20 protein-coding genes, 2 tRNA genes and 1 rRNA gene are annotated in these 26,360 nt (G+C 67.9%); 6 read left to right on the top strand and 17 right to left on the bottom strand.

Annotated features, from left to right (window positions below; genetic code table 11):
- Nucleotides 1-3: 3 nt before the first annotated feature.
- From KGQ91_RS05505 to KGQ91_RS05475, 7 genes are all read right to left on the bottom strand, one after another.
- Nucleotides 4-79 (bottom strand) — tRNA-Ala (locus KGQ91_RS05505).
- Between the two features lie 123 nt (nucleotides 80-202).
- Nucleotides 203-279 (bottom strand) — tRNA-Ile (locus KGQ91_RS05500).
- A gap of 94 nt (nucleotides 280-373) precedes the next feature.
- A 16S ribosomal RNA gene (locus KGQ91_RS05495) occupies nucleotides 374-1,911 on the bottom strand.
- A 505-nt stretch (nucleotides 1,912-2,416) separates the two neighbouring features.
- Nucleotides 2,417-5,278, bottom strand: coding sequence for an FAD-binding and (Fe-S)-binding domain-containing protein (locus KGQ91_RS05490; RefSeq protein ID WP_224420488.1), 2,862 nt, complete (start codon nucleotides 5,276-5,278; stop codon nucleotides 2,417-2,419).
- A complete protein-coding gene (locus tag KGQ91_RS05485; protein ID WP_163647820.1) occupies nucleotides 5,275-5,955 on the bottom strand; it encodes a LutC/YkgG family protein in 681 nt (226 codons plus the stop codon). The genes KGQ91_RS05490 and KGQ91_RS05485 overlap by 4 nt, the downstream gene beginning before the upstream one ends.
- Nucleotides 5,952-7,394, bottom strand: coding sequence for a LutB/LldF family L-lactate oxidation iron-sulfur protein (locus KGQ91_RS05480; protein WP_224420487.1), 1,443 nt, complete (start codon nucleotides 7,392-7,394; stop codon nucleotides 5,952-5,954). The genes KGQ91_RS05485 and KGQ91_RS05480 overlap by 4 nt, the downstream gene beginning before the upstream one ends.
- Nucleotides 7,391-8,146, bottom strand: coding sequence for a (Fe-S)-binding protein (locus KGQ91_RS05475; protein WP_224415938.1), 756 nt, complete (start codon nucleotides 8,144-8,146; stop codon nucleotides 7,391-7,393). The genes KGQ91_RS05480 and KGQ91_RS05475 overlap by 4 nt, the downstream gene beginning before the upstream one ends.
- Before the next feature lie 369 nt (nucleotides 8,147-8,515).
- Between KGQ91_RS05475 and KGQ91_RS05470 the strand changes: the two genes are divergently transcribed.
- The 3 genes from KGQ91_RS05470 to KGQ91_RS05460 are packed head-to-tail and all read left to right on the top strand — an operon-like array spanning nucleotide 8,516 to nucleotide 12,969.
- A complete protein-coding gene (locus KGQ91_RS05470) occupies nucleotides 8,516-9,301 on the top strand; it encodes a GntR family transcriptional regulator (RefSeq protein WP_224415939.1) in 786 nt (261 codons plus the stop codon).
- 25 nt (nucleotides 9,302-9,326) lie between these two features.
- A complete protein-coding gene (locus KGQ91_RS05465; RefSeq protein WP_224420486.1) occupies nucleotides 9,327-11,591 on the top strand; it encodes an ATP-binding protein in 2,265 nt (754 codons plus the stop codon).
- Complete coding sequence (locus tag KGQ91_RS05460; protein ID WP_224415941.1) at nucleotides 11,584-12,969, top strand: sigma-54-dependent transcriptional regulator; 1,386 nt, start codon at nucleotides 11,584-11,586, stop codon at nucleotides 12,967-12,969. Before KGQ91_RS05465 ends, KGQ91_RS05460 begins: the two co-directional genes overlap by 8 nt.
- A gap of 20 nt (nucleotides 12,970-12,989) precedes the next feature.
- Here KGQ91_RS05460 and KGQ91_RS05455 read toward each other — a convergent pair whose 3' ends face one another.
- The 3 genes from KGQ91_RS05455 to KGQ91_RS05445 all read right to left on the bottom strand — a co-directional run bounded on the left by KGQ91_RS05455 (nucleotide 12,990) and on the right by KGQ91_RS05445 (nucleotide 15,685).
- Nucleotides 12,990-13,661 carry a metal-dependent hydrolase gene (locus KGQ91_RS05455; RefSeq protein ID WP_224420485.1) on the bottom strand — a complete coding sequence of 224 codons (672 nt, stop codon included), beginning with the start codon at nucleotides 13,659-13,661 and terminating at the stop codon, nucleotides 12,990-12,992.
- Between the two features lie 119 nt (nucleotides 13,662-13,780).
- Nucleotides 13,781-14,323 (bottom strand): gamma carbonic anhydrase family protein, encoded by a 543-nt coding sequence (locus KGQ91_RS05450; RefSeq protein ID WP_224415943.1) that lies wholly within the window; start codon nucleotides 14,321-14,323, stop codon nucleotides 13,781-13,783.
- Nucleotides 14,324-14,344: 21 nt separating this feature from the next.
- Nucleotides 14,345-15,685: a sodium-dependent transporter gene (locus KGQ91_RS05445; RefSeq protein WP_224420484.1), complete on the bottom strand. Its 1,341-nt coding sequence runs from the start codon at nucleotides 15,683-15,685 to the stop codon at nucleotides 14,345-14,347.
- Nucleotides 15,686-15,884: 199 nt separating this feature from the next.
- Between KGQ91_RS05445 and prlC the strand changes: the two genes are divergently transcribed.
- Both prlC and KGQ91_RS05435 read left to right on the top strand, forming a co-directional pair.
- Nucleotides 15,885-17,936: an oligopeptidase A gene (gene prlC, locus KGQ91_RS05440; protein WP_224420483.1), complete on the top strand. Its 2,052-nt coding sequence runs from the start codon at nucleotides 15,885-15,887 to the stop codon at nucleotides 17,934-17,936.
- Between the two features lie 60 nt (nucleotides 17,937-17,996).
- Nucleotides 17,997-18,239, top strand: a complete 243-nt coding sequence (locus KGQ91_RS05435) for a YheV family putative zinc ribbon protein (RefSeq protein WP_224420482.1) — start codon at nucleotides 17,997-17,999, stop codon at nucleotides 18,237-18,239.
- 113 nt (nucleotides 18,240-18,352) lie between these two features.
- Here the strand turns inward: KGQ91_RS05435 and sodC are convergent, their stop codons facing one another.
- The 7 genes from sodC to yddG form a co-directional block, all read right to left on the bottom strand.
- A complete protein-coding gene (sodC, locus tag KGQ91_RS05430) occupies nucleotides 18,353-18,883 on the bottom strand; it encodes a superoxide dismutase family protein (RefSeq protein ID WP_224420481.1) in 531 nt (176 codons plus the stop codon).
- A 133-nt stretch (nucleotides 18,884-19,016) separates the two neighbouring features.
- Nucleotides 19,017-20,399, bottom strand: coding sequence for a TRAP transporter large permease (locus KGQ91_RS05425; RefSeq protein ID WP_224420480.1), 1,383 nt, complete (start codon nucleotides 20,397-20,399; stop codon nucleotides 19,017-19,019).
- Nucleotides 20,396-20,956, bottom strand: a complete 561-nt coding sequence (locus KGQ91_RS05420) for a TRAP transporter small permease (RefSeq protein ID WP_224420479.1) — start codon at nucleotides 20,954-20,956, stop codon at nucleotides 20,396-20,398. The genes KGQ91_RS05425 and KGQ91_RS05420 overlap by 4 nt, the downstream gene beginning before the upstream one ends.
- Nucleotides 20,957-21,021: 65 nt before the next feature.
- Nucleotides 21,022-22,020 carry a TRAP transporter substrate-binding protein gene (locus KGQ91_RS05415; protein WP_224420478.1) on the bottom strand — a complete coding sequence of 333 codons (999 nt, stop codon included), beginning with the start codon at nucleotides 22,018-22,020 and terminating at the stop codon, nucleotides 21,022-21,024.
- 296 nt (nucleotides 22,021-22,316) lie between these two features.
- The gene (metF, locus tag KGQ91_RS05410) at nucleotides 22,317-23,156 is read right to left on the bottom strand and encodes a methylenetetrahydrofolate reductase [NAD(P)H] (protein ID WP_163647833.1); all 840 of its coding nucleotides are present in this window, start codon (nucleotides 23,154-23,156) and stop codon (nucleotides 22,317-22,319) included.
- A gap of 149 nt (nucleotides 23,157-23,305) precedes the next feature.
- On the bottom strand, nucleotides 23,306-24,259 hold the full coding sequence (locus KGQ91_RS05405; RefSeq protein ID WP_224420477.1) for a cation diffusion facilitator family transporter: 954 nt from the start codon (nucleotides 24,257-24,259) through the stop codon (nucleotides 23,306-23,308).
- A 56-nt stretch (nucleotides 24,260-24,315) separates the two neighbouring features.
- Complete coding sequence (yddG, locus tag KGQ91_RS05400; RefSeq protein WP_224420476.1) at nucleotides 24,316-25,203, bottom strand: aromatic amino acid exporter YddG; 888 nt, start codon at nucleotides 25,201-25,203, stop codon at nucleotides 24,316-24,318.
- Nucleotides 25,204-25,337: 134 nt separating this feature from the next.
- Between yddG and KGQ91_RS05395 the strand changes: the two genes are divergently transcribed.
- Complete coding sequence (locus KGQ91_RS05395; protein ID WP_224420475.1) at nucleotides 25,338-26,270, top strand: AEC family transporter; 933 nt, start codon at nucleotides 25,338-25,340, stop codon at nucleotides 26,268-26,270.
- Nucleotides 26,271-26,360 lie beyond the last annotated feature (90 nt).

Here is a 26,360-nt window from a genome sequence, read left to right as displayed (position 1 = left end):
TGATGGTGGAGCCTACCGGGATCGAACCGGTGACCTCCTGCGTGCAAGGCAGGCGCTCTCCCAGCTGAGCTAAGGCCCCCAATCACGTCAAGAACGTCAGCTTGCGCTTTCATCCTTGGCAATCCTGGTCAGGACAAGGCATTTCGAGGCGACGCCTAGCCTGCTAGGCGATTCACGAAATAACGCTGTCATGGCTAGGATTTGGTGGGTCTGGGCAGACTCGAACTGCCGACCTCACCCTTATCAGGGGTGCGCTCTAACCAACTGAGCTACAGACCCGGCTTACCACTGGGTCCTCGACCCAAACAGTCGTTGCTCTGGCCGATCAGGTAATTCATTGTGGACACTTGACCGGACACGGTGACGTGTCGGTTAAGGAGGTGATCCAGCCGCAGGTTCCCCTACGGCTACCTTGTTACGACTTCACCCCAGTCATGAACCACACCGTGGTGATCGCCCTCCGAAGTTAGGCTAACCACTTCTGGTGCAGTCCACTCCCATGGTGTGACGGGCGGTGTGTACAAGGCCCGGGAACGTATTCACCGTGACATTCTGATTCACGATTACTAGCGATTCCGACTTCACGGAGTCGAGTTGCAGACTCCGATCCGGACTGAGAACGGCTTTCTGGGATTCGCTCCCTCTCGCGAGATTGCAACCCTTTGTACCGTCCATTGTAGCACGTGTGTAGCCCTACCCGTAAGGGCCATGATGACTTGACGTCATCCCCACCTTCCTCCGGTTTGTCACCGGCAGTCTCCCTAGAGTTCCCGACCGAATCGCTGGCAAATAGGGATAGGGGTTGCGCTCGTTACGGGACTTAACCCAACATTTCACAACACGAGCTGACGACAGCCATGCAGCACCTGTCTCTCGGTTCCCGAAGGCACCAAGGCATCTCTGCCAAGTTCCGAGGATGTCAAGGGTAGGTAAGGTTCTTCGCGTTGCATCGAATTAAACCACATGCTCCACCGCTTGTGCGGGCCCCCGTCAATTCATTTGAGTTTTAACCTTGCGGCCGTACTCCCCAGGCGGTCGACTTATCGCGTTAACTGCGCCACTAAGTCCTCAAGGGACCCAACGGCTAGTCGACATCGTTTACGGCGTGGACTACCAGGGTATCTAATCCTGTTTGCTACCCACGCTTTCGCACCTCAGCGTCAGTGTCAGTCCAGAAGGCCGCCTTCGCCACTGGTATTCCTCCCGATCTCTACGCATTTCACCGCTACACCGGGAATTCTACCTTCCTCTCCTGCACTCTAGCCTGCCAGTTTCAAATGCCATTCCCAGGTTGAGCCCGGGGCTTTCACATCTGACTTAACAGGCCGCCTACGCGCGCTTTACGCCCAGTAATTCCGATTAACGCTTGCACCCTCCGTATTACCGCGGCTGCTGGCACGGAGTTAGCCGGTGCTTCTTCTGCGGGTGATGTCGTCCGTGCCGGGTATTAACCGGCACGCTTTCTTCCCCGCTGAAAGTGCTTTACAACCCGAAAGCCTTCTTCACACACGCGGCATGGCTGGATCAGGCTTTCGCCCATTGTCCAATATTCCCCACTGCTGCCTCCCGTAGGAGTCTGGGCCGTGTCTCAGTCCCAGTGTGGCTGATCATCCTCTCAGACCAGCTACGGATCGTTGCCTTGGTGAGCCGTTACCTCACCAACAAGCTAATCCGACATAGGCTCATCCGATAGCGCAAGGTCCGAAGATCCCCTGCTTTCTCCCGTAGGACGTATGCGGTATTAGCCTGGGTTTCCCCAGGTTATCCCCCACTACCGGGCAGATTCCTATGCATTACTCACCCGTCCGCCGCTCGACGCCTCCCAGCAAGCTGGGATCGTTTCCGCTCGACTTGCATGTGTTAAGCCTGCCGCCAGCGTTCAATCTGAGCCATGATCAAACTCTTCAGTTTAAAGTCTGATAGTTCCTAAGGTGGAACCAAACCTGACTCAAGGTTCAAACGTCTCTTGACGAGTCGCTTGCCTTGATATTTGGTGACGTGTCACCGTTATCTCGGCCAAGCGCCCACATGAATTACCTGATCGAATTGTTAAAGAGCGTCGCAACCGTTGCTCGTTGAGCGCCTCGTTGCGAGAGAGGCTGTATTCTACCGATTCGGCCCGGCGTGTCAAGCGGCGTTTGGCGTCGTGGCGATCGGTGACAACCGATCCCGCGGCGGCCGCCGGCCTGCCGAATCGTGGGAGAGCATTCTAGGCGTCTCGAAGCGGTTTGGCAAGGGCGATTTTCATCGCGACCTTCCAAAAACCCTCGAGGAAACAACCACTTGCTTCTCCTCAATACCGCCGGTGACGTGTCCCGTCGTCGGCAGCGGATGCGTACTTTACGGATCAGAGCGGCGGGATGCAAGCCCTTTCTTGCGACCAAGGTCGAAAAATTCGATCACCCCGCCACACGTCCTATTTTGCCGCGCTTTCCGCCGCTTCCCGCGGGCGCCCAACCTCATCGACCAGCGACAGGATCGAGCGATAGGGAATGCCGCCGTGCGCCGCCAGGCCGATCTCGCAGGTCCGCGAGTTGGAGTAACCGACCTCGCAGCCGGCGACCGCCTCGGCCAACCCCGTCAGCGCCGAGGCATTGAGCTCCGGCACCTGCAGGCCCTTGTCACCGGCAAAGCCGCAGCAGGTGATTTCCGGCGGCACTACCACGTCCTCTGCACAGGCCCGGGCCAGGGCGATGAAGGTATCGGCCAGCCCCATGCGCGTACTCGAGCAGGTGACATGCACGGCGACACGCGCCTTCTTGGGCGTGATGGCAAGCCGCGGCAGCACCTGGTCGTGCACAAAGCCCACCGGCTCGTGCAGCGCGAGACGCGCATCCAGGGTTTCCTGCATGCGCAGCGTGCAGGGGCTGGTGTCACAGAGAACCGGATAGCGGCCGTTCTCGCTGGCGGCCAGCAGGACGGCGTTGAGCTCACCCGCCTTGCGGTCGGCTTCCGCGAACTGCCCCTTGGACTGAAATGCCATGCCGCAGCACTGCCCGCCCAGCGATTCCGGCAGGATGACCTCGAAGCCCGCCTTGTCGAGCAGTGACAGCGTCACCTCCATTACCGAGCGCGTCTCGTCATCCCCCCGCGAGCGACCGAACACCCGGGTCGCGCACGAGGGCAGGTAGACCACTCGGGGCGCCCCCGGCTTCGCGCGGCGCGGCCGCTCGAGCACGCGCACCGGTGCCGCATCCGGCAGCGTCGGCAGCCACTGCGGCAGGCGCCGACCGCTGGCCCGCCGCAGGGTGCCGGTGAGTCGCGTCATCGCCGACGTCCCCAGCAGGCCATGGGTCGTGTCGGCGGCCTTGAGCACGCCGCGGGCCAGCTGCGTCACGCCGTCGAAATGGGCCCCGATGCGATGCGCCATCCCCGCCTTGCCGGCCTGGTGATCGTGCCGCCACGCCCGCACCAGATCGCCGGTGTTGATGCCTACCGGGCACTGGGTCGCGCACAGCCCATCGGCCGCGCAGGTATCGATGCCGTCGTAGACGTACCCCTCGCGCAACGTCGCCAGCCGTTCGCGGGCCTCGGCGTCGGCCTGCTCGCCCAGGACCTCGAGCCGGGCCATCTCGCGACGCACGACGATCCGCTGGCGCGGCGTCAGCGTCAGGGCCCGCGACGGGCACACCGACTCGCAGAAGCCGCACTCGATACAGGTATCGACAATCGGGTCGGCGGCCGGCAGCGGCTTGAGGCTCTCCAGATGCAGGGTCGGGTTGCGACTCAGGATCACCTCGGGGTTGAGCAGGTTGTCGGGGTCGAACAGTGCCTTGATCGCCCACATCAGGGCATAGGCCTCGGTGCCCCACTCGCGCTCGACGAAGGGCGCCATGTTGCGCCCGGTACCGTGTTCGGCCTTGAGCGAGCCGCCATACTCGACCGCCACGAGCTGCGCCACGTCCTCCATCAGCGCCCGGTAGCGCTCGGTCTCGCCCGGCTTCTCGAACCCCTGGGGGAAGACGAAGTGCAGGTTGCCCTCCAGCGCATGACCGAAGAGGATCGCCTGAGCGTAGCCGTGGCGGCGGAACACTTCGGTGAGCGCCAGCACGCCTTCGTCGAGACGCTCGACCGGGAAGGCGACGTCCTCGATCACCACCGTGGTGCCGACCTCGCGTACCGCCCCCACCGCCGGAAACAGCCCCTTGCGGATCTTCCAGTAGAGGGCGTACTGCGCCGGATCGCGGGTGAAGGCCACCGGCTCCAGCGTGGCCACCCCCTGCAGGGCCGACTGAACCGCCTCGATGCGTGCCGACAGCTGCCCGGCATCGTCGCCGCGCACATCAACGAGCAGTGCCGCCGCCCCCTCGGGCAGGGTCGCCAGCGCCTCCGGCATGCCGGGCTGGTCGGCCACCGAGCGCAGCGCCGCCCGGTCCATCAGCTCCACCGCCGAGACCGGCGTGGCCTTGAGCGCGATGGTCGCCCGGCAGGTGGTCGCCATGTCGGGGAAGAAGATCAGCGCCGCCGCCTTCTCGGGCTCGTCGGGCACGGTGTCGTAGGTGATGGCGCTGATGAAGCCCAGCGTGCCCTCGGAGCCGATCATCAGGTGCGTCAGGATATCCAGGCCGTCGCGGTAGTCGACCAGGCTGTTGAGCGCATAGCCGGTGGTGTTCTTCAGCCGGTACTTGTGACGGATCTTCTCGGCGAGGGCCGTATTGGCCCGCGTCTCGCGCCCCAGCCGCTCCAGCTCGTCGAGCAGCTTGTCGTGCGAATCCCTGAAGGCCGCCACGCTGTCCGGGTCGGCGGTATCCAGGCAGGTGCCGTCGGCCAGCACCACGCGCAGATCGCGCAGGGTGCGATAGCTGTTCTGCGCCGTTCCGCAGCACATGCCCGAGGCGTTGTTGGCAACGATGCCGCCGATCATGCAGCTGCCGATCGACGCCGGGTCGGGGCCGATCTTGCGCCCGTACGGCGCCAGCAGCTGGTTGGCCCGGGCGCCGATGATCCCCGGCTGCAGACGGATCGCCCGCCCCGCGTCGAGAATCGCGTACTCGCGCCAGCCCTGGTTGAGCTGGATCAGCACCGAATCACCGACGGCCTGGCCGGACAGCGAGGTGCCCGCGGCGCGAAACGTCATCGGCAGCCCGCGCTCCCGGCAGGCGCGCATCACGACACCCAGCTCCGCCTCGTCGAGAGGGCGCACCACCAACTGCGGAATCAGCCGGTAGAAGCTGGCATCGGAACCATAGGCCAGCAGGCGCAGCGGATCATGGATCAGGCGCTCGTCGGGCAGCGTTTCGCGCAGCGCCTCGAGCAGGTCACGATAGGCCGGCGTCATGCGTCCGCCTGCCCGGGGGCGTCAGCATGGCGCACGATCACCACCAGTTCGCGAGGGCCGTGGACCCCGTAGGCCAGCGTCTGCTCGATGTCCGCGGTCTTGCTGGGCCCGGAGATCAGCAGCGCATTGGTGGGCATGCCCTGCGCCCAGCCGTGAGCCTCGACCACGTCGAAGAAGGTGTCCTCGATGGTCTCGGCGTCCAGCACGGCGATGTGCAGCGGCGGCACCAGGCTCAGCCGGCGCGGCTCGTCGGGGGTCGGCCACAGCCACAGGCTGCCGGTCTCGGCGATGGCACCCCGGGTCGAGGTCAGGCCGGCCTCCAGCGTCTCGAACTGCTCGCGACTCCAGGCCGCAATATCACGGTCGGCATCGACCAGCATCACGCCGCCGTCGGCCAGCGCCGCCCGCGCCTCGACGGCGACCGGGTGTTCGCGCCCCACACCGAGTCGGGTCACGCCCTTGTCGCGCAGGACGGCGGCCAGGGCCTGCGTCCATTCGCCCCGCGCGGCGTGATGCACCTCGCCGTGCACCGCGGTGATCATCGACTCGAAACGCGCCAGCCGCTCGGCGGGCGTCCAGCCGCGCCCGGTCATCACCGAGAAGTCGCTCTCGGGCGCACTCAGCGCCCCGTCGGCACGTTCGCGCAGGCGCTTGAGAATGGTCTCGCGGGCACTCATGACTCGCTCTCCCCGGTGGTGTCGTGGTCCTGGCGATGGCGCTTGACCAGCGCATGCAGCGTGGTCGATGCCGGCTTCGGTACGGTGCGGTAGTCGGTCCAGGGACGCAGCGTCGACGGCGCCAGCCCGCGCAGCTTGCCGGCCATGCCGGTACCGGCCCGCCAGGCCCCGGGATGGGTGGCCAGCCACTGCCAGCTCTTCCAGGCGAAGACCTCCTTGCGGTTGCGCTTGACCCCGGCTCCCGGCACGTTGCCGCGCCCCTCGCCGACCGACTCCTTGCGCAGCCGCACCAGCAGGTCGGGAATCGGAATCTTCACCGGACAGACCTCGCCGCAGGCCCCGCACAGGCTCGACGCGCTGGGCAGGTCGCGGGTCGCCTCCAGCCCCATCAGGTGCGGCATCAGGATCTTGCCGATCGGCCCCGGGTAGGTGGTGCCGTAGGTATGCCCGCCCACCCGGGTGTAGACCGGGCAGTGGTTCATGCACGCCCCGCAGCGGATGCAGCGCAGGGTGTCGAGCAGCTCGTCGTCCTGGTAGATGGCCGAGCGCCCGTTGTCGACCAGCACCAGATGGACCTCCTCGGGCCCATCATGCTCGTCCGCCCGGCGCGGCCCGGAGATCATGTTGAAGTAGGTGGTCACCGGCTGGCCGGTCGCCGAGCGGGTCAGCAGCGCATAGAGCGGCGGCACGTCGCGCAGGCGCTCGACCACCTTCTCGATACCGGTCACCGCGATGTGCACCGGCGGCACCGTGGTGGTCATGCGGCCGTTGCCCTCATTCTCGACCAGGCACAGCGTGCCGGTCTCGGCGACCGCGAAGTTGACCCCCGAGATGCCCACGTCGGCGGCCATGAAGCGCTCGCGCAGCTGGGCCCGCGCCGCTGCGGTCATGGCGTCCACGTCGCGGGTACGCTCGGTGCCGGTCTTGTCGTGGAGGATGTCCGAGATCTCGTCGGTGTTGAGATGGATCGCCGGCATGATGATGTGCGAGGGCGTCTGCTCGTTGAGCTGCACGAGGTACTCGCCGAGGTCCGACTCCAGCGCCTCGATGCCCGCCTCCTCGAGATGCGCGTTGAGGTGCATCTCCTCAGAGACCATCGACTTGCCCTTGATGACCGACTTCGCCTCGCGCGCCTGACAGATCTCGCGGACGATCCGGCAGGCCTCGTCGCCGTCGCTGGCCCAATGCACGCGAATGCCGTTGGCCTGGCAGTTGGCCTCGAGCTGCTCGAGCAGGTCCGGCAGCCGCGACAGCGCACGCAGGCGAATGTTGGCGCCCAACTCGCGCAGCGTTTCCACGTCCCATTCGCTGAAGACACTGCGCCGCTTGTCCATCAGCCCGTCCATGGCGCGCCGGAAATTGCTGCGGATCTGCGGGTTGCCCAGCGCATCGTGAGCCTGACGATGGAAGGCCTGCGGGGTAAAGGTCTGAACGCTCATGAGGTGCGCCTCCACAGATAGCTGGCGATGTGCTCACCCCGTACCGGCCGCTGCTGCTGCTCGAGGTGGCCGTCGATGTTCATCAGGCAGCCGCAGTCCGAGGTCACGAAGTGCTCGGCACCGGCCTCCTCGATGGCCCGGGTCTTGTCGTCGACCATCGCCGCCGAGACCTCGGGATGGCGCACCGCGAAGGTCCCACCGAAGCCACAGCACTCCGCCGCGCGCGCCTGCTCGACCAGTTCCACCCGCTCGAGCTGGCCGAGCAGCGCCGGGCCGGTATCGGCCACGCCCATCTCACGCCGGGCGCTGCATGAAGTATGCATCGCCACGCGCTGCGGCTCGCCGCGATCGGTCAGCTTCACATGGCAGACATGCACCAGGAACTCGGTCAGCTCGAAGATCCGCCCGGCCAGCTCGCGGGCCTGCGCCTCGCGCTCGGTGCCGGCGAACAGCTGCGGATAGTGAGTGCGCATCATCCCGCCGCAGGAGCCGGACGGCACGATCACCGGCCATGGCTCGGGAAACAGGTCGAGCTGCGCGGCCGCCACCGCCCGGGCCTCGTCATGGTAGCCCGAGGTGTAGGCCGGCTGGCCGCAACAGGTCTGGTCGTCGGGAAACACCACCTCGATGCCCTCCCGCTCGAGCAGGCGGATACCGTCGAGCCCGGCGCCGGGATAGAAGAGATCGATGAGACAGGTGCCGTAGAAGTACACCTTGTCCGGCCTGGGGGGGTATTGCTTGAGTGGCGTCATGTCCTTTCCTCGAGCCAGTTGCGTCGCGACCCGGGCACCGCGCCGCGCTGGCGCCGAGCTCTAATTGGTAAAACCAATTGACAATTGATGTTGGAGAACCTTATGGGCAAGGTTAGGCGAGAGTCAAACGACAGAGTAACAAACTCGCCCTCCGGTGCTTTAGACTTTGGTATTGCCTGCCCGAGCGGCACCGGCAACTTGTTGTCATACCACTGAAATCCCCTTTCGCCAGCGAGGTTGCGAGCGCTCGGTATCGCGCTAGAATTGGTAAAACCAATTTGACATTAGCCGACCTGTCGCACCTTTGACACAATCTGCCGACCGCTCCCCCGGAGCGAGCCCAGCCACCCGGTATCCCGAGAATACGCCATGGTCTATCAGCCGGTCCGACAACCGCGTATCGCCGACGTCATCACCGAACGTCTCGAGTCGATGATTCTCGAAGGCAGCCTGGCGCCGGGGCAACGGCTGCCGCCGGAGCGCGAGCTGGCCGAGCGCTTCGGTGTCTCGCGCCCTTCACTGCGCGAGGCGATCCAGAAACTCTCGGCACGCGGCCTGCTGAACAGCCGCCAGGGGGGCGGCACCTTCGTCAGCGAGGAGCTCAAGAGCGGCTACAGCGACCCGCTGCTGGAGATGCTCTCGCGTCACGGCGAATTCCACCTCGACCTGCTCGAGTTCCGCGACGCCCTGGAAGGCATCGCCGCCTATTATGCGGCCCTGCGTTCCACCCCGGCCGACAAGGAGTTGCTGATCCGCCGCTTCGAGGAGCTGGAGGCCAGCTACGCCGAGCCGGCGCTGCAGGACGACCCCAACCGCGAGGCCAAGGCCGACGCCGCCTTTCACCTGGCGATCGCCGAGGCCGGCCACAACGTGCTATTGCTGCACACCATTCGCGGCATCTTCCATCTGCTGGAAAAGAGCATCGTCTCCAACCTCGCTCACCTGTTCGAGAAGCCCGGCTCCCGCAAGCAGCTGATGACCCAGCACCGCGCGCTGCTCGACGCCATCCTCGAGGGCCGCCCGGAGGACGCCCGGCTGCTGGCCCACGAGCACCTGGTGTTCGTCGAGGAGGGCCTGCTCGAGCTGGAACGGGCCGAGACCCGGGCCCAGCGCGCCCTGCGTCGCGCCCAGGCCCTGCCCGAACGCGGCGACTGACGTCCACGAGATCCGAGGAGCGCCCATGCAGGCCACCCGCTTGCCCAAACGCTGGCGGCGACTGTTGCTGCTGCTGGTTCCGCTGGGGCTGGCCGTGAGTGTCTGGCAGGTCTCCCTGCTGGCCCGCGAGGAAGCGCTCGACGCCCTGTACGCCGAAGGCCGCAACGAACTGCGGCTGTCCGCCGCCGGCGTCTCCGCCTACCTGTCTCGTCACGACTATCTGCCGCACCTGCTGGCCAGCCGCGAGGCCGTGCGCTACGCCGTCACCCATCCCGGCGATCCCGCGGCGGTGATGCGCCTCAACCGCCTGTTCGACGACTTCCGCGGCATCGCCGACGTCTCCGACATCTACCTGCTCGACGACACCGGCACCACCCTCGCCGCCAGCAACTGGGACCTGCCGCACAGTTTCGTCGGCCAGAACTACGGCTTTCGCCCCTACTTCCTCGACGCCATGCAGGGCCGGATGGGGCGCTTCTACGGCCTGGGCACGCAATCCGGCGAGCGCGGCTACTACTTCTCGGCGCCGGTGCGCGTCACCGATGCCCAGGGCGGGCATATCGCCGGCGTGCTGGTAGTCAAGGTGCTCGTCGCGCCGCTGGAGGCCAACTGGACGAGCCTGAACGGCGAGCTGCTGATCAGCGACGAGAACGGCGTGGTGTTCATGGCCAGCTCACCGGCGCTGCGCCTGGCCAGCCTGCGCCCGCTGCAGCCCGACGAGCGTGAACACCTGGACGCCACGCGCCGCTACGACGGCGCCCACCTGCCGACCCTGGACCTGACCCGCCTGGGGCGACGCAGCGACGGCTCGCGCCTGATGACCTTCGGCGACGGCCCGCTGGAGGGAGAGCGATTCCTCTCGGTGACCCGCGAGCTGCCGACCCTGGGCTGGCGGATGCGCATGCTCAAGCCGCTGCACTCCCTGGAAAGCGCCCAGTGGCAGGCCGGTATCCTCGCCGCCGGCCTCTACGGCGTGGTGATCCTCGCCGGCGGCATCGGCTGGCAGCGCTGGCGCCTGCGCCGGGAGCGCGAGCTGTTCGCCAATCGCGAGCGCCGCGCCCTGGCCGAGGGGCAGGCAAGGGTGCGCGGCATCATCGACCGCACCCGTGCCGGCCTGCTGGTGCTCGACGAGCACGCCGCCCTGACCTACCTCAACCCCACCGCCCAGGCGCTGTTCGGGCACACGCCGCAGAGCGTCGAGGGCCGCCATCTCACCGAACTGCTCTCGCCGGCCGATGCGCGCAGCATCGCCGCCCTGCGCCACACCCGCCAGTCGCCGGCCATCGAGGTGCTGGCGCTGCGCCCCGGCGGCGACGGCATTCCGCTGGAACTCACCGTCAGCCGGCTGGTCAGCCCCCACGGCCAACGCTGGCTGGCCACGGTGTTCGACATCAGCGAGCGCAAGGCCCAGGAGCACGCCCTGGCCCGCGCCCGCGACCAGCTGGAGCAGCGGGTCGCCGAACGCACCCGCGACCTGCTGGCTTCCAACCAGCGGCTGTCCTCGGAGATCGACGAACGCAAGCGCGCCGAGGCCAGCCTGCGCCAGACCCAGGACGAGCTGGTCCAGGCCGCCAAGCTGGCGGTCCTCGGCCAGATGGCGGCGGGCATCAACCATGAGCTCAACCAGCCGCTGGCGGCGATCCGCGCCTACGCCGAGAATGCCCGGGCCTTCATCGAACGCGGCCGCCACGAGACCGCCGACGCCAACCTCGAGCAGATCGTCGAGCTCACCGCGCGCATGGCCGAGATCAGCGCCCAGCTCAAGCAGTTCTCGCGCAAGAGCGGCGACAACCTGACGCCCGTCTCCGTGCAGGCCAGCTTCGGCTATGCCCTGCGGCTGTATCGTTCGCGGCTGGTCAACGCCGGCGTGACGATCACCCGCGACTGGCCGCCCGGCGACGTCTGGGTCCACGCCGACCTGGTGCGTCTCGAGCAGGTGCTGGTCAACCTGATCGGCAACGCCCTGCAGGCGATGAGTGAGACGCCCGAGCCGCACCTGTGGCTGCGCATCCACCCCGGCGAGACGGTCCGCATCGAGGTACGCGACAATGGCCCGGGCATCGCCGAGGCGCATCTCGGCCGGGTCTTCGAGCCCTTCTTCACCACCAAGGCCACCGGCAAGGGGCTGGGCCTGGGCCTGTCGATCTCGGCGCGCATCATCGACGACCTGGGCGGCCAGCTCGACGCCGACAACGCCGAATCCGGCGGCGCCTGCTTCACCATCACCCTGCCGGCCTGCGCGGAACCGGCCACCGCCGAGCCGCCCCCCGAGGAGGAACGCCATGCATGAGTCGGATGCCACTCCGGTGCTGATCGTCGACGACGAGGAACACCTGCGCATCACCGCCGGCCAGACCCTGGAACTGGCCGGCTACCAGCCACAGGCGGTCGGCGACGCCGAGGCCGCGCTGGCCCGGCTCGAGGCCGACTTCCCCGGCGTGGTGGTCAGCGACATCCGCATGCCCGGCATGGACGGTCTGGCGCTGCTGCGCGAAGTGCGCCGTCGCGACCCCGATCTGCCGGTGATCCTGATCACCGGCCACGGCGACATCTCCACGGCGGTGGAGGCGATGCGCGAGGGCGCCTGGGACTTCCTCGAGAAACCCTTCGCCGGCGAGCGGCTCACCGACGTGGTGCGCCGCGCCGTCGAGAAACGCCGGCTGAGCCTCGAGAACCGCCGCCTCAAGGCCGAGCTGGAGGCCCAGCGCGCCGCCCCCGGACCCCGCATCGTCGGCCGCACGCCGGCCATGCAGCATCTGACCACCATGCTACAGCGCATCAGCCAGGTGGAAACCGACGTGCTGCTGTTCGGCGAGACGGGGGTAGGCAAGGACCTGGTCGCGCGCTCGCTGCACGAACGCAGCCGGCGCGGCGGCCAGCCGTTCGTCGCCATCAACTGCGGGGCGGTGCCGGAGAACATCATCGAATCCGAACTCTTCGGCCACGAGAAGGGGGCCTTCACCGGCGCGGTAGAGCGGCGCATCGGCAAGTTCGAGCATGCCAGCGGCGGCAGCGTGTTCCTCGACGAGATCGAGTCGATGCCGCTGTCGCTGCAGGTCAAGCTGCTGCGCGTGCTGCAGGAACGCACCATCGAGCGCCTGGGCTCCAACCGCGCCGTGCCCCTGGACATCCGGGTGATCGCCGCCACCAAGGTGGACCTCAAGGCCGCGGCCGAGCGCGGCGAGTTCCGCGAGGACCTCTACTACCGACTCAACGTGGTGACCCTGCCGATTCCGCCGCTGCGCGAACGCCGCGAGGACGTGCCGCTGCTCTTTCAGCATTTCGCGGTGGTCGCCGCCAACCGCAGCGGGCTCGAGGCGCCGCCGCTGGATGCTGCCGGCGTCTCGGTGCTGATGGCCCACGACTGGCCGGGCAACGTGCGCGAGTTGCGCAACCTCGCCGAGCGCTTCGTGCTGCTGGGCGCGGCCTACGACTACCGCCTGGATCACCTGCTGGAAGGCCACGACAGCGCCGCCGGTGCCCTGACCCTGCCCCGCCAGGTCGAGCTGTTCGAGAAGAGTCTGATCAGTCAGGCGCTCGCCAATCACCACGGCCGGGTCAGTATCGTCTGTGAGCACCTGGGACTGCCGCGCAAGACCCTCTACGACAAGCTCAAGAAGTACGACCTGCGCGCCGAGGACTACCGCCAGCGCGCGGACGCCGACTGAGCGGGCTTACTGCCGCACGCTCATTGCCACAGTCGGGTGCTGTGGGCCAGCAGGTCGAGCAGCGTCTGCCAGGGCGGCAGCCAGGGCGACAGCCCCACCGCCAGCAACAGCATGACCATCGAATTGCCCGGCTCGCGGTAGTCGAACAGCTTCATCGCCGTGCCGAAGGAGCGCTTGAGCCGCGAGCCCACCAGGTCGACGCTGTAGAGCTCGTCGAGCAGCAGGTGAATGACGCCACCCAGCACCAGGGCCACGCCCTGCGCCCAGGCCTGCCAGGCCGGCTGGGCGAGCCATTGGTAACTCAACGCGGTGGTGGTCAGCCCGCACAGCCCCATCGCCAGCAGCGAGTGCCAGATGCCGCGATGCACGCTGAAGCGCCGGAAGATCGCCCCGGCGCCGTAGCGCACCGCGACGTACAGCCCGCCGCAGCCGACCAGCAGCATCGCCGGGCTGACCCGCCCCTGCAGCCAGCACGCGCCGGCGACCACCGCCAGCAGGGCGAAGAGGTTGAAGATCAGGCGAATGGCCCGGGAATGGTCGGAGTCGATGTCCGGCAGGATGCCGCCGAAGGCGGTCAGTGCGGCCAGCGAGGCGCCCTCGGGGGGCGACCACAGCGCCGCCTGCCAGCCGCCGACGGCCAGCAGCGCGCCACCGGCCACGGCCACACTGAAATGAGTCTTGAAGTCGGCCACGCGCCGCCACCTGCGAATCACTGGATGCAAATCCAGATTATCGCCCACGGCACCTCGGAAAAACAATCAGTTGGGCTCGGGAAACCGGCCCCCGGAGCGTCGCCCGGAGGCCCGGCCTATCAGGCGGGATCGGTTGCGGCGAGGTACTCGTCCTTCAGCTTGACGTAGTTGCCGGCGGTATAGGTGAAGAACTGCCGCTCGGCCTCCTTCAGGGGGCGCAGCGACCGGGCCGGGTTGCCGGCGTAGACGTGCCCGCTTTCCAGGCGCTTGCCGGGCGTGACCACCGCGCCGGCGGCGATGATCACCTCGTCCTCGACCACGGCGCCATCCATGATGGTGGCATTCATGCCCACCAGCACCCGGTCGCCCACGGTGCAGCCGTGCAGGATCGCCTTGTGACCGATGGTCACGTCGTCGCCGATGCTCAGCGGGTAGCCGCCGGGGTTGTAGTCGCTGGCGTGGGTGATGTGCAGCACGCTGCCATCCTGAATGCTGACCCGCGCACCGACGCGGATGCGGTGCATGTCGCCGCGCACCACCGCCATCGGCCACACCGAGCAGTCGTCGCCCAGGGTCACGTCGCCCAGCACCACGCAGTCCGGGTCGATGTAGACGCGCTCGCCGAGCTGCGGCGTGTGGCCGCGAAAGGTTCTCAGGTTCATGATTCGTCACCTCCTCGCGATTCAGAACAGCCCCGACAGCAGTACCACCACCACCAGCGGGATGGAAACGTAGCGCACCAGGGCGCGCCAGGTACGAAAGCCGCCCGGCCCGGCGTCGAGGGCGCGCTCGGCGGCCTCGCTGGACATCACCCAGGCGGCGAAGACGGCGATCAGCAGCCCGCCCACGGGCAGGAAGACGTCGGTGGGCACGGTGGTCACCAGGTCGAAGAAGTTCATCTCGCCGATCCAGTGCACGTCGGCCATGGTCGAGAACGACAGCACCGACAGCAGCCCCACCGCCCACACCGCGATGCCCACCAGCGCCGCCGAGCGGCCGCGCTTGAGCCCGGCGCCCTGCAGGGTGGCGACCATCGGCTCGGCGAGGTTGATCGACGAGGTCCAGGTGGCCAGCAGCAGCAGCAGGAAGAACACCGCCAGCCACAGCGAGCCGCCGGGCAGTTCGGCGAAGGCGATCGGCAGGGTGACGAACATCAGCCCCGGGCCCTCGCCGGGGTCCAGGCCCTGCGAGAACACCACCGAAAAGATGGCGATGCCCGAGAGCAGCGCCACCAGCACGTCGAGCACCGCCACCGCGGCCACCGCCCGCGGCAGGCTCTGGTGATCCGGCATGTAGGCGCCGTAGGCCATCAGCGCACAGGCGCCCACCGCCAGGGTGAAGAAGGCGTGGCCCATGGCGTTGAGTACCACCGACAGCGTGATCGCCGAGGCATCGGGCGTGAACAGCCAGGCCATCGCCGTGCCGAAGCCGTGCGTGGTGGTGGCGTAGACGGCCAGCACGATCAGCAGCAGGTACAGCAGCGGCATCAGCAGGTTGTTGAGTTTCTCGAGGCCACCGGAGATGCCCGCGGCAACCACCGACATGGTCAGCAGCATGAACAGGGTGTGATTGAAGGTCATGCGCAGCGGGTCGGCGAGGAAGTCGTTGAAGTTGGCGCCGATCGCCTGCGGCGTGCCGCCGGCGAAGTTGCCGTTGATCGACTCCACCAGGTACTCGATCGACCAGCCGGAGACCACCGAGTAGAACGACAGGATGAAGAACACGGTGATCACCCCGAACACGCCGAGCCAGCGCCAGTGCGGCGAGGCCCCGGCGGCCCGCGCCAGGTGGCCGAGCGACTGCATGGGGCTGCGCCGTCCGGCGCGGCCGATGAGGATCTCGGCCATCATCACCGGCAGCCCCAGCAGCACCACGAAGGCGATGTAGAGCAGCAGGAAGGCCGAGCCGCCGTTCTCGCCGGTCATGTAGGGGAAGCGCCAGATATTGCCCAGTCCCACCGCGGCGCCGGTGACCGCCAGTATGAAGGCACGCCGGCTGCTCCAGCGCTCCAGTGTCTCTTTCATCGCTCGTGTCCCTTGTTGTCCCGCCACGGGCGCCGGCGCGGCCTGCCGTGCCGACGGCGCTCGAAAGCCGCAAGCCTAGCAGGGGCGGCGCGGCACGGGAATGGCGCCGCCCGGGCGATCGTCGATGCGGCGTTGAAACCCGCCGGGTGCGGCCGCATCTAACAAGCAGTCCCCCTTTTTGCAGACGAGGCCACCGCGCATGTCCCGCAACCCCTTGCTCGAGACCCACCCCCTGCCGCCCTTCGCCGAGATCCGGCCGGAACACGTGGTGCCGGCGATCGAGCGGATCCTCGACGAGAACCGTGACGCCATCGATCGGCTCGCCGCCCGGGCGGAGCGCGAGACGCCCACCTGGGAGAGCCTCGCCGCGCCCCTGGAAGCGCTCAACGACCGCCTGTCCCAGGCCTGGTCGCCGGTCTCGCACTTGAACGGCACGATGAACAACCCCGAGCTGCGCGAGGCCTACCAGGCCTGCCTGGCCAGGCTCTCCGAATACGGCACCTGGCTGGGCCAGCACGAGGGGCTGTTCCGCGCCTACCAGTCCCTCAGGGACTCGCCGGCCTGGGCCGAGCTCGATGCCGCCCAGCAGCGCTCGGTCGACAACACCCTGCGCGACTTCCGGCTCGCCGGCGTCGACCTGCCGGCCGACGCCAAGCGGCGCTACGGCGAGATCCAGGCCCGGCTCTCCGAGCTGTCCAACACCTTCGCCAACCAGGTGCTCGACGCCACCCAGGCCTGGCACAAGGACGTCACCGACGCCGACGCCCTCGACGGCCTGCCGCAGAGCGCCCTGGACACCCTCAGGGCCAACGCCGAGGCCAAGGGCGTCGACGGCTATCGCATCACCCTCGACTTCCCCAGCTTCTTCCCGGTGATCTCCTACGCCGACGACCGCGAGCTGCGCCGCGAGATCTACACCGCCTTCGTCACCCGCGCCTCGGACGTCGGCCCCGATGCCGGCGAGTTCGACAACGCACCGGTCATCGAGGAGATCCTCGCCCTGCGCCAGGAACTGGCCACGCTGCTCGGCTTTGCCACCTATGCCGACTACTCGCTGGCCACCAAGATGGCCGAGTCGCCGCGCCAGGTGCTCGACTTCCTCGCCGACCTCGCCGAGCGCGCCCACCCCCAGGCGCAGGAGGAGTTCAACGAGCTCGAGGCCTTCGCCCGGGAGTCGCTCGGCCTCGAGAGCCTCGAGCCGTGGGATGTCGGCTACGCCAGCGAGAAGCTGCGCGAGGCGCGCTACGCCATCTCGCCGGAACAGCTGCGCCCCTACTTCCCGGCGCCGCAGGTGATCGACGGGCTGTTCCGCGTCACCGGGCGGCTCTATGGCCTGCGCTTCGTCGAGGACGAGACGGCCCCGCGCTACCATCCGGACGTGCGCTACTACACGATCCACGACGGTGACACGCCGATCGCCGGCTTCTACCTCGACCTCTATGCCCGCGAGGGCAAGCGCGGCGGCGCCTGGATGGACGAGTGCCGGGTGCGCCGCCAGCGCGAGGACGGCAGCCTGCAGCTGCCGGTGGCCTACCTGACCTGCAACTTCACCCGGCCGGTGGGCGAGCGGCCCGCGCTGCTCACTCACGACGAGGTGCTGACGCTGTTCCACGAGTTCGGTCACGGCCTGCACCACATGCTGACTCGACAGACCGTCGCCGACGTCTCCGGCATCAACGGCGTGGCCTGGGATGCGGTCGAGCTGCCCAGCCAGTTCATGGAAAACTTCTGCTGGGAGCGCGAGGGGCTGGACATGATCGCCGCCCACGTCGATACCGGCGAGCGCCTGCCCGACACGCTGCTCGACAGGCTGCAGGCGGCGCGCAACTTCCAGTCGGCGATGGGCATGCTGCGCCAGCTGGAGTTCTCGCTGTTCGACTTCCGCCTCCACCACGAACTCGACGCCCCCTCGGCGGCCGACGTCCAGGCGCTGCTCGACGACGTGCGCGATCGCTACTCGGTGGTGCCGCGGGTCGACTTCAACCGCTTCCAGAACAGCTTCAGCCACATCTTCGCCGGCGGCTACGCGGCCGGCTACTACAGCTACAAGTGGGCGGAGGTGCTGTCGGCGGACGCCTACAGCGCCTTCGAGGAGGCCGGCATCTTCGACCCCGAAACCGGGGGGCGCTTCCGCTACCATATCCTCGAGGCCGGCGGCTCGCGGGACGCGGCGGAGCTGTTCAAGGCCTTCCGCGGCCGCGAGCCCAGCGTCGACGCGCTGCTGCGTCACAGCGGCATCCGCGCCGCCTGACGCCGCCCGCCATCATCCACCCGCGCCCCCGGCTCGCCGGGGGCCGTCACAGGAGGGCCCATGGCCATCCAGAAACGCTTCATCGCCGGGGCGATCTGCCCGCGCTGCGCCGCCATGGACAGGATTCGCACCTGGGAACAGCACGGCATCCGCTACCGGGACTGCGTGGCCTGCGACTTCTTCGAACAGCTGCCGATCGAGGACGAGGCCGCGCCCGAGATCGCCACCCGGGTCAACCAGCCCCGCGAGGAGGAGCAAGACAACAGCGTGACTCCGGTGCGCATCCTCGACCCCAAGGGCTGAACCGGTCGCTGACGCACATCCCCCGATAACGGCGAGGCCGGGCATTGCCCGGCCTCTGTGGTCCTTCTTCTTCACGCTTCACGGTGCCCTGCCACGACACCGCCTTACAGCGGTCACTGGTCCTTCCCGATGACCCCGCAGGCGACTCGCGCCCCGCCGCCCCCGAGGTGCGGCTCGTCGCTGTAATTGTCGCCGCCGGCGTGGATCACCAGCGCATGCCCTCCGAGGTCGGTCATGGACAGCCGCGGCGCCAGCACCGGCGTCGTCGCGGTACCCTGGGCATCGACCGTGAGCAGCGGCAGGTCGCCCAGGTGCCCCTCGCCGTAGGGCCCCTGGTGAGTGCCGGTGGCGTCGGGATCGAAGTGACCGCCCGCCGCCGCGGCCGCAACCCTCTCGCCGTCCTTCTCGGCCGGCTCGCAGCTCGGGTTCTGGTGCAGGTGGAAGCCGTGCAGGCCGGCTTCCAGGCCCTTCAGGTCGGGGGTGAACTTGACGCCCCAGGGGGTCTTCTCGACGCTGATGGTGCCGATCGACTCGCCGACGCCGTCGGCCGAGACGGCGTGCATCTCGACGGTGGTCGCGGCATGGGCGCCGGCGGTCGTCAGCGCGGCGACCCCCAGGCCCAGCATCCATTGCGGCAAACGCATGACTGCCTCCCTCACGGTTCGTGATTGTGCGTGCGATCTCAGGCTAGTCGAGGGCGTGGCACCGCACCAGGGCGCCAGACGCAGGAACCCCGCCTTGCGGCGGGGTTCCTGTTGTCTTCTCGTGCCGGCGCGTTCACGACAGCAGGTTGGGCAGCCACAGCGAGATCGCCGGAATATAGGTGATGGCGATCAGGAACAGCAGCAACAGGCACAGCCACGGCAGCGCCGCCTTGATCACCCAGCCGATCGAGCGATTGGTGATCCCCGCGGTGACGAACAGGTTGAGCCCCACCGGTGGCGTGAGCATGCCGATCTCCATGTTGACCACCATGATGATGCCCAGGTGGATGGGGTCGATGCCCAGCTGCATGGCGATCGGGAACAGGATCGGCGCCATGATCAGCAGGATCGCCGACGGCTCCATGAAGTTGCCCGCCGCCAGCAGCAGCAGGTTGACGACGATCAAAAAGCCCCACGCCGGCAGGCCCCAGGAGACGATCGCCTCGGCGATGTGATGGGGAATGCGCTCGGTGGTCAGCACATGGGCGAAGAGCATGGCGTTGGCGATGATGAACAGCAGCATCATCGACACCTTGGCGCCGTCCAGCACCACCTCGCGCACCTCGCGATTGACGAACGAGCCGACCAGCGCCAGCGGCGTCTGCCACAGGTTGCGCACGGCCGCCGCGGCCAGGTTCTCGTCGGGGCGCTTCCAGGGCACACCCTTGAGCGGGCCCATGTCGCGGTAGCCGATCACCGCCACCAGCCAGGCGTAGATCGCGGCGATCGCCGCCGCCTCGGTGGGGCTGGCCACGCCACCGTAGATCGAGCCCAGCACCAGCAGGATCAGCAGCAGCCCGGCCGTCGCCTTGCCGCCGGAGCGCAGCAGCGCACCGACGCCCGGGAACGGCTGGGCGGGCAGCTTCATGCGCCGTGCCGAGATGTAGATGGCCAGCATCAGGATCGAGCCCATCATCAGCCCGGGGATCAGGCCGGCCATGAACATCTTGGCCGCCGAGACCTCGGTGGCCGCCGAGTAGACCAGCATGACGATCGACGGGGGGATCAGGATGCCCAGCGTGCCGGCGTTGGCGATCGCCCCGGCGGCGTAGGACTCCGGGTAGCCCTGGCGGACCATGCCGGCGATGACGATCGAGCCGATCGCCGCCACCGTGGCCGGCGACGAGCCGGAGACCGCGGCGAACAGCATGCAGGCCAGCACCGAGGCCATCGCCAGGCCGCCCTTGACGTGGCCCACGGCATCGGTGGCGAAGTTGATCAGGCGCCGCGCCACCCCGCCGGTGGAGAGAAAGGCGCTCGACAGGATGAAGAAGGGAATCGCCAGCAGCGTGTAGTGGTTCGAGACCGACTCGAACAGCTTGATGGCGATCGAGCCCAGCGAATCATTGGAGAACAGCAGGATCGTGGTCACGCTGGAGAAGCCCAGCGCGAAGGCGATCGGCATGCCCAGGAAGATGGCGCCGAACAGCAGGATGAACAGGGTCGCGATGGTCACGGGCGGCCCTCCTTGTCGCGGGTCTCGCCGGCGGCGTCCTGCTCGGCGAGTCGCAGGCTCTCCTCGCCCTCGTCGGAGAAGCCGAAGCCGTCGGCCTCATCCTTGATCACCCGCCAGCCCAGCTCGAGAAAGCGCAGCACCAGCAGGCCCAGGCCGATCGGCAGGATCAGGGTCGCCTGCCACTTGGGGATGGGGATGTCCTGCAGTTCGATGCCGATCATCCGGGTCAGCGACAGGTACTGGTAGCTGCCCACCAGCAGCAGGCCGCAGTAGGTCAGGCACACCGCCAGGGCGATAAGGGTGACGATGCGCCGTCCGCCGCGCGGCAGCTTCTTGACCAGCACGTCGACGCCGATGTGGGTTCCGTGCTTGATCCCCCAGGAGACGCCGAACAGCACGAACCAGCCCGACAGGTAGAGCGAGGCCTCCTGCGCCCAGCTGATCCCCTCGGCCAGCACGAAGCGATAGAACACCTCGACGCCCACCAGCAGCACCATGGCCACCAGCAGCGCCGAGAAGATCGCCTCTTCCAGCTTGTTGAGCCAACGTACAATCATGATCTTTCCTCACGGAGACAACGACGGCGCCCCGGGGGACGCCGTCGTCGGGTACCTCGGGCCGATCAGCCCTCGTTGTTGGCGGCCCGGGCGGCGTCGATCACGTCCTGGCCGATCTCGTCGGAGAACTGGTCCCACACCGGCTTCATGGCGTCGACCCACTGCTGACGCTGTTCCGGCGTCAGATCGATGATCTCGGACTTGCCGGAGTCGATGATCGCCTGCTTGGCTTCCTGGTTCTCCTGGGCGGCGATGTCGTTGCCGTAGGCGATCGCCTGGTCGAGCGCCTTCTCGACCACCGGGCGCACGTCGTCGGGCAGGTCGTTCCAGAAGCGCGCCGAGGAGACCACCATGTAGTCCAGCAGGCCGTGGTTGGACTCGGTGATGTAGGGCTGCACCTCGTAGAACTTCTGCGAGTAGATGTTGGAGTAGGTGTTCTCCTGACCGTCGATGGCGTCGGTCTGCAGCAGCATGAAGACCTCGGAGAACGGCTTCTTCAGCGGCGCGGCATCGACCGCCTCGAACTGCGCCTCGAGCACGTCGGAGGTCATGATGCGGAACTTCTTGCCGGCGGCGTCGGAAGGCACGCGCAGCGGCTCGGAGGCGGAGAGCTGCTTCATGCCGTTATGCAGGTAACCCAGACCGATCAGGCCCTTGGGCTCCAGCGAGGTCAGCAGCTTCTGGCCGGTCTCGCTGTTCTGGAAGCGCTCCACGGCGTCCATGTCCTTGAACAGGAACGGCAGGTCGAAGACCTGGAGCTGCTTGGTGTACTTCTGGAACTTGGACAGGGCCGGTGCGGCGAGCTGGACGTCGCCGAGCAGCATGGCCTCGAGCACCTGGTCGTCGCCGTAGAGCTGCGAGTTGGGATAGACCTCGACGTCGACCTGATCGCCGACCGAGCTCTCCTCGACCAGCTCCTTGAACTTCTCGGCCATCTGCCCCTTCGGCGTGTTGGGGGCCACCACGTGGGAGAACTTGATGGTGATCGGGTCGGCCAGGGCGCTGCCGGCCATCATCACGCCGGCGGCGAGGGCGGTCAGCGAAGCGAGCTTGAGCGTGCGCATGTTGTATTGGCTCCTTGCGGCTATTGTTGCGATTGTCGTGTCGGGCCGCCGCGGCGACCTGTCGCCCAACCCCTTGGCAATCGCCGTGCCAGTTCCACAAAAATCCGGCAATACAACAGCCTGGATGTAGACCGGCTGCTGGCATCACGCAGCGGTACGGCTCAGGCGTGCGAAGATCCACACAGCTCGCTCAGCCTTTTGTGCGGAATGTCACACACTTTCCCCGACGTTCCCCGCCAAACGAACGGGCCCCACCGCAGGGGTGGGGCCCGTGTATCGCCGGTGCCGACCGACCGTCAGGCGAGGTTGTCGAGGATGCGCAGCGCCGGTGTGGCCTGATTGAGGGTGTAGAAGTGCAGCCCCGGCGCGCCGCCGTCGAGCAGCCGCTGGCACAGCCGGGACACCACCTCCTCGCCGAAGGCCTGGATGCTCTCGCTGTCGTCGCCGTAGGCCTCGAGCTGCTTGCGGATCCAGCGCGGGATCTCGGCCCCGCAGGCATCCGAGAAGCGCGCCAGCTTGGTGTAGTTGGTGATCGGCATGATGCCCGGCACGATCGGCTTCTCCACCCCGAGGGCCCGCGCCCGCTCGGCGAAGTGGAAATACGCCTCGGCACTGAAGAAGTACTGGGTGATCGCCAGGTCGGCGCCGGCCTGCATCTTGCGCACGAAGTTCTGCAGGTCATGCTCGAGACTCGGCGCCTGGGGGTGGGCCTCGGGGTAGGCGGCCACGGCGATCTCGAAGTGATCGCCGGTCTCGGCGCGGATGAACTCGACCAGCTCGTTGGCGTAGCGCAGCTCGCCGATCCCGCCCATGCCCGAGGGCAGGTCACCGCGCAGCGCCACCAGGCTGTCGATGCCGTCGGCGCGATAGCGCTCGAGCAGCTCGCGCACCTGGGCCTTCTCGCTGCCGATGCACGACAGGTGCGGCGCGGTGCTGATGCCGCACTCGCGGACGCGCTGTACCGTGTGGTGGGTCCGCGCCTGGGTCGAGCCGCCGGCGCCGTAGGTCACCGAGAAGAAGCGCGGCTTGCGCTCGGCCAGGGCATCCCGGGCGGCCATGAGCTTCTCCCGCCCGGCGTCGGTATTGGGGGGAAAGAATTCGAAGCTGATGCCCAGCGGATGCTCGTGTGCGCTCATCGGTCAACCCTTGTCGTTTCCATGCGTGCAGAATGCCCGCATTGTGCCCGCCGGGTTCGCCGACGACCAATGAAAGTTTCGAGGTCGATCATGAAGCCCGGTCATGTTGCCGCGGCGCCCTCGGCACCGAGCATGAGAACGGGTCATGATCACGCCGGCGACGGCGTCTGGCAGTCGCCGCCGGTCAGGCAGGCCCGCCCCTCGAGCTGCAAGGTGGCATGCTGGATGCCGAAGCGCTCGTGCAACCGGGCATAGGCCTCGCGCAGCACACGGTCGTTGTCCGCCTCGGCATCCACCACCAGGTGCAGGCTGAGCAGCGGATCCTGGGGCGTCAGCCCCCAGAGGTGAACGTCGTGGACGTCGCTGACCCCTTCCACCGAGGCCAGCGCCTCGTGGATCTCGGCGATCTCGACCCCGTCCGGGGTGCCCTCGAGCAGGGTGTGGGCGCTGCGCCGGACGATCTTCCAGGCCCCGCGCAGGATCAGCGCCGCGGCGAGCAGCGACAGCAGCGGGTCGGCGACATCCCAGCCGGTGAACAGGATCACCAGCGAGGCGACGATCGCCGCCACCGAACCGAGCAGGTCGCCCATCACGTGCAGGATGGCGCCACGCAGGTTGATGTTGTCGCGGTCGCCGGCATGCAGGATGGCGAACACCCCGAGGTTGACCAGCAGCCCCAGCACGGCGACGCCCATCATCGTCCCGGCCATGACGTCCACCGGGGCATAGAAGCGCTTGATGGCGGCGATCACGATGCCCACGCCGATCGCCAGCAGCGTCAGGCCGTTGACGAAGGCCGCCAGCACCTGGAAGCGCTGGTAGCCAAAGGTCCGCCGGGCATCCGGCGCGCGCCGCCCGAGGCGGAAGGCGAACAACGCCAGCCCCAGCGAGGCGGCATCGCTGACCATGTGCCCGGCATCGGCCAGCAGCGCCAGCGACCCGGACCACCAGCCACCGATGACCTCGGCCAGCATGAAACCGGCGGTCAGCCACATCGCCAGGCGCACCCGGCGTTCGCTGTCGGCGGTCACGGTAGGGGCGTGGTCGTGGTCGTGGTCATGATCGTGGTCATGGCCGTGCGGGTGAGCGTGGTCGTGCGCCATGCAGGGCTCCCGTCGTTGAATGGACCCTGATTACCGCACCTGTAGCCACTACAGGGTCAAGCGCTACGCCATCGCCCCAGCCAGCCGCTGCCCACCAGCATGCCCAGCGTGATCAGCCCCGCCGCCAGCGCCAGCCACGGCGTCGGTGCGGCATAGCCGGCAGCGATCAGCACCACGGTCGACAGCAGCGGCGTGAAGTAGGCCAGCAGCCCGAGCAGACGCAGGTTGCCGTGCTTGACACCCACGTCCCAGGTGAAGAAGGCACTGCCCACCGGCCCCAGACCCAGGCCGACCACACCCAGCCAGCCGAGCCCCTGCGGCCAGCGCGCCGGCTCGAACAGCCCATGGCAGAGCGCGGCGAGCAGCGCGGTGACCAGGCAGAAGCCGCCCACCGCGGCGGTCGGCACCGCACGATTGGCCCGCGACAGCACCGAATAGCCACTCCACAGAAAGGCGCAGGCGAAGGCCGCCGCATAGCCCAGCACGCTGCCGGCCGCCGACACGTCGCCGCCCACCAGCAGCGCCGCACCGGCGAAGCCCAGCAGACCGCCGACCACATGGTTGGTGCGCAGCCGCTCGCCCGGCAGCAGGGCGACGAAAATCACGATCAGCAGCGGCCACAGGTAGCTGATCAGCCCGGCGTTGGCGGGCGGCGCGTTCTGCTGGGCGACGAAGTACAGGGCGTGATAGCCGAACAGGCCGCCGACACCCAGCGCCCAGACCCGTGGCGGCTGGCGCAGCGGCGCGATCAGCGACTGCCCGCGCACGCCCAGCCAGACGGCGAAGCAGACGAAGGCGATGGCGAACGCCAGGGCGGTGAGCAGAAACGGCGGCACCGGCCCGGCCAGCTGAGTCAGCGTGGCCAGCAGCGCCCAGTTGAGCACGGTGGTGGCGCCGATCGCCGTGGCACGGGGATCGGCGGGCGTCTCGTGACGCGCGGTCATGGCAGCGGCTCCCATGAAGACGGATGACGGAAACGCCCAGTCTGCCGCCTCGCGGCGCGATCGGCTTGTCGATTCCTGACCTGTCGCCGCCCGCCGCGAGCGGGCATCATGGCGCTTTTGCCCGGGAGATCGCGATGACCGCACAGGCCGACCTCACCCAACCGCTGTGGATGCTGCTGGCCTTCGTCGGCCTGGGCTGGCTCGTCGCCCGGCGGCTCGGCGTCGACCCGCGGCCCATCGCCACGTTGCTGATCTACGTGATCGCCCCGCTGACCTTCTTCCGCGGTCTGGTGCAGGGCGATCCCGGCCCCGCCGACCTGCTGCTGACCGCCGGGCTGTTCACCCTGGCCAGCCTCATCGCCGTGACGGTCCATCGCCTGGCGCGGCCCTGGTTCGCCCCACCCGAGGCCGCGGTGCTGGCCTTCTCCGCCGGCACCGGCAACACCGGCTACTTCGGCCTGCCGCTGGCGCTGGTGCTGCTGCCGCCCGAGGGCGTGGCCCAGTACCTGTTCTGCCTGCTGGGCATCACCCTCTACGAGTTCACGGTGGGCTTCTACCTCAGCGCCCGGGGGCGCTTCTCGGTGCGCGAGAGCCTCTCGCGCATCGTCCGCCTGCCGCTGCTCTACGCCTTCGCCGCCGCCCTGCTGGTCAACGCCCTGGCGGTGCCGCTGCCCGCGGCGCTGCTCGACGGCCTCGACCACTTCAAGTCCAGCTACACCGTGCTGGGCATGATGATCATCGGCATGACCCTGGGACGGGTGACGCTCGCCGCGGTCGACGCCCGCTTCATCGCCGCCTGCGTGCTGGCGCGCTTTGGCCTGTGGCCGCTGCTCAGCCTGCTGGCGGTGTGGCTGCTGCAGGCCACGCTGGGCATCGATGCCACCCTCGCCACCGCCCTGCTGCTGCTGGGCGTGGTGCCGATGGCCGCCAATGTGGTGGTCATCGCCATGGAGCTCGACATCCCGCCCGCCAAGGGCGCCGTCGCCGTGCTGCTCACCACCCTGGCCGCGCCACTGGTGATCCCGCTCTGGCTCGACGCGCTGCTTTCTCTCGCGGGGCTAGGCTAGCGGTGATCTCTCGGCAGGCTGTTCATGCGGAGCCTGGCCGTGGGAGCGACTTCAGTCGCGATGAAGGCGCCACCGGGCCGCCGCAGTCGA

The sequence above is a fragment of the Modicisalibacter tunisiensis genome (genome assembly GCF_020148005.1).
GTDB classification, from domain to species: domain Bacteria; phylum Pseudomonadota; class Gammaproteobacteria; order Pseudomonadales; family Halomonadaceae; genus Modicisalibacter; species Modicisalibacter tunisiensis.
This window is presented reverse-complemented; position numbering and strand designations above follow the sequence as displayed.